The following is a 2,769-nucleotide window of genomic DNA, read 5'->3' as shown; positions in this document are numbered from 1 at the left end:
GCCCAACGCCTGAGCTCAGCCTGTCTGTCGCCATTAATCTCCTCGTTACCCCTGGCGTGAAAAACCACATAATCAGCTCCCATGCCAGCCGCATTGTTTATGGCCTGCTTGAAAACATTTGCTGCAAACTGTTCAATCAGCGGATTATTTGATAACAGGTTCAAATCCAGGTAGGGCAAGTGCATCCCCATAATTCTGACCTTATTGCGCAGCTCTGAAATAACTTCCGTGATACTGTCGTCCGCATGGTAAAAAGCAGAGTCGAACTGGCTGCACTCCATGTGAAGTTCACAAGCTTCCAGGGAGAACTCTTCCTGCAGTTTTAAAAAAACCCGGTAAACTTCTTGAATATTTTTACCGGGCAAGTAAGCCAACGATATGCCTATCATGTTTGCTGCCACCTTGATTGCTCTACCTGCCTTTAAACCAACTTACAAAAATATTATACAGCATATCCTGATGGCTGACATGTTTATTAAATAATCCTTACATGATTGGAGAAAATACGTAAATAATATGGTCATAAAATAGATGAGGTCACTTGATTGTATGGGAAATGAACAATTAATAGAATTCAGCCGAATTGTTGATCTACAGATTGAACTATCAAACACGTCAATAACATATTGGAATAAGTATTCATCGTTTAATGATTGGCATTTCTGGTTGTTGGCAGCATTGTTAATTGTACCGCTAATTATATTATTCTTATTTATCGACAGAAAAAGAATGTTTCTCCTTGGGTTTTTTGGTTTTAGCGTTCATATTTGGCACTCATACGCGGATACTATTGCATCAATGTTGGGAATGTGGACGTATCCGTATCGATTAATTCCTGTTTATCCGATTAGCTTTGCGCTTGATGCCGCCCTGATCCCAGTTACTTTTATGCTGGTTTACCAGTGGACATTAAACCATAAGAAAAATTTCTATTTGTACGCGACTATTACTGCCTTCATTTTTGGATTTATTGTAAAGCCCCTTTTGCAAACCACTAACATTACTATGCCCGGCCCTGGTGGAGGAGGCTTTAAAGCTTACCTGATATTATTCATCAGCCATTTATTGATAGCCTCTGTATCAAAATGGCTAGTGGATATATTTAGAAAATTACAGGTGAAAGAAGACTTATTTAAAAGCAAACCAAATTTAGAGACAAGCACATCAATATCTTGGAACTTGTTTAAAGTCAGGAAGGGACTTAAGTAGACGACAATTCGATCATAAGTAAATTCTTCCCCTTGCTATTGACCATCCTCTTAAGCAATATAATAAATAAACATTTAAAAGGAGTCTTATAATGGGCATATTGTCTAGAAATCAGAATAGCGAACCACTCAACTACGGTGAGGTTTTCCATATCTGGAGCCATTTATTAAAGGCTAAGGGGTGCCGTGTAAAGTACCAGCTGCTCAGTAATCACACAGAAGGCAAAGAACTAAAAAAGTTTATCCAGGACATAACACAAAACATCATCGAGCCGGAAATCAAGTCAATGGAAAACCTGCTCAGGGAAAACGGGGCTGAACTGCCTCCGGCGCCTGCTGACAAAACAAATTGTGAGCCAAATACCATTCCCTCCGGGGCCAGGTTTACCGATGCGGAAATTGCCAACTGTATTTCCAATGACCTTAAAATGAGTTTGGCAGATAACAGCCTGATCATCGGCTTAAGCACCCGGGAAGATGTTGCCCAACTCTTTGCCCTGCACCATACGCAGTTGGTGCAGTATGGCGGGAAAATGCTTAAATTGATGAAAAACAAGGGTTGGCTGGTTTTGCCGCCGCTGAATAAAAATGATGTCTAGAAGGAGGGATATTCCATGATAGTAAACAACATCGCCCCCGGCTTTAAAAAACCGATGCCTTTGAAATCTTTGATGATCACTCTGTCATAATTTGAGGGCTTCTACTTAATAATCTGGGGGGGGGGTTCTTCCAGCCAGTGGTTTTCAATCATTAATTTTGTACCTTCCTCTACATACTTTCACTGCGACTCATTGATGTGGCATAGCTGCAAATCCCTGCAAAACTTTTTATAACAAAAACTGGCGGCTACGATATCACTAAAAAATAAGTGAAATCATAACTACCAGTACTAAGGCTTTATTCAATTAAAATCCTCACAAATCAAGGTTTATCAGCCCTTTACCCTACTCCCATTCTATTGTCGCCGGGGGCTTGGAGGTGATGTCGTAGACCACCCGGTTGATCTCCTTGATTTCGCTGACGATGCGCGATGAGATTGATTCAAGCACCTCATAGGGCAGGCGCACCCAGTCCGCGGTCATGGCGTCTACACTGTTTACCGCCCGGATTACCACAGTGTGGGCGTAAGTACGCTCGTCCCCCATCACGCCGACGCTCTTCATGTCCGGCAACACCGCGAAGGACTGCCAGATCTGCCGGTAAAGGCCGGCTTTACGTATTTCCTGCTCTACTATAGCGTCCGCGGCCTGAATTATAGCCACTTTTTTTGGAGTAATCCTGCCGAGTATGCGTACCGCCATACCGGGGCCGGGGAACGGCTGGCGCCATACGACCTCCTCGGGCAGGCCCATCTCCTCGCCCAGTACCCTCACTTCATCTTTAAACAACCAGCGCAGCGGCTCCACCAGCTCGAAGCGCATGTCCTCCGGCAGGCAGCCAACATTATGGTGGCTTTTAATCACGGCGGCGGTTGACGTGCCGCTCTCCACCACGTCGGGGTACAGCGTGCCCTGCACCAGGAAGTCGACGTCCCCCAGTTTGGCCGCTTCGTCTTCAAAAA

Annotated in this window: 4 protein-coding genes; 2 read left to right on the top strand and 2 right to left on the bottom strand. The window is 44.3% G+C overall.

Annotated features, from left to right (window positions below; translation table 11 throughout):
- On the bottom strand, positions 1-389 hold a 389-nt coding region (locus NC238_14435), incomplete at its 3' end, for a hypothetical protein (GenBank protein MCM1567104.1).
- A gap of 160 nt (positions 390-549) precedes the next feature.
- Here NC238_14435 and NC238_14430 point away from each other — a divergent pair.
- Positions 550-1,209: a hypothetical protein gene (locus NC238_14430; GenBank protein MCM1567103.1), complete on the top strand. Its 660-nt coding sequence runs from the start codon at positions 550-552 to the stop codon at positions 1,207-1,209.
- A 91-nt stretch (positions 1,210-1,300) separates the two neighbouring features.
- Complete coding sequence (locus NC238_14425; protein ID MCM1567102.1) at positions 1,301-1,807, top strand: DUF3231 family protein; 507 nt, start codon at positions 1,301-1,303, stop codon at positions 1,805-1,807.
- 345 nt (positions 1,808-2,152) lie between these two features.
- Here NC238_14425 and NC238_14420 read toward each other — a convergent pair.
- A partial coding sequence (locus NC238_14420) for a GMP synthase (glutamine-hydrolyzing) (GenBank protein MCM1567101.1) occupies positions 2,153-2,769 on the bottom strand: 617 nt, incomplete at its 5' end.

This window comes from Dehalobacter sp. (assembly GCA_023667845.1).
In the GTDB taxonomy this organism is placed as follows: Bacteria; Bacillota; Desulfitobacteriia; order Desulfitobacteriales; family Syntrophobotulaceae; genus Dehalobacter.
Note: the sequence above shows the minus strand (reverse complement) of the source record. Positions and strands in the feature narration are given on the sequence as shown.